Genomic DNA, 503 nt, shown 5'->3' with positions numbered 1-503 from the left:
GCCGGGAGCGCTCGCCCATATCGTCACGCGCGCTCACCGCATACACCGACCGACTGTTGATCGTTTCTGGACGGCGTCGTTGGTACGGCGTGGTGAGTCAAAGGTGCACGGGAGGTGCCAACGGGCCTTCTCAAAGCCGTTTGGCGGACAGGCTTTCCTGCCCGTCGAGTCGGAATGTGCCCTGCGTAGAGGATCAGGGCCACCAGCGCTGCACACGCACCGTGGACTCCACCGCCCAGACGACGGCGCACGGCGGAAGGTGGAGCAGGACGGCCGGAAGCGTTGCCTCCACGCTGGGACGACCGACTCGCGCGGAGGCTGCCAACGCGGCTCGCCAGTAGCGCCGACCGTCCGCTGTCGGGTCTTCAGACGCGGCTGTCGTGATCGCTGTGAGTGCGTCCGCTCGGCGTTCCGGGTCGTCGATTGCAGTGACGGCGGCTGCGGCAAGGGCGATCACCGGGCTGCGGTCCTCGGCGGGCAGGTACGGCGCGAGGCCGGCTAGA

General features: G+C 68.6%; 1 pseudogene. It reads right to left on the bottom strand.

The features are described from left to right. Window positions 1-193: 193 nt before the first annotated feature. Window positions 194-503 (bottom strand): annotated as a pseudogene (locus tag U9980_RS27585) (hypothetical protein); the annotation flags it as partial.

The organism is Protofrankia sp. Cr1 (assembly GCF_963555865.1).
Taxonomy (GTDB): Bacteria; Actinomycetota; Actinomycetes; order Frankiales; family Frankiaceae; genus Protofrankia.
The sequence above is the reverse complement of the archived record's forward strand: the minus strand, read 5'-3'. Positions and strand labels throughout refer to the sequence as shown.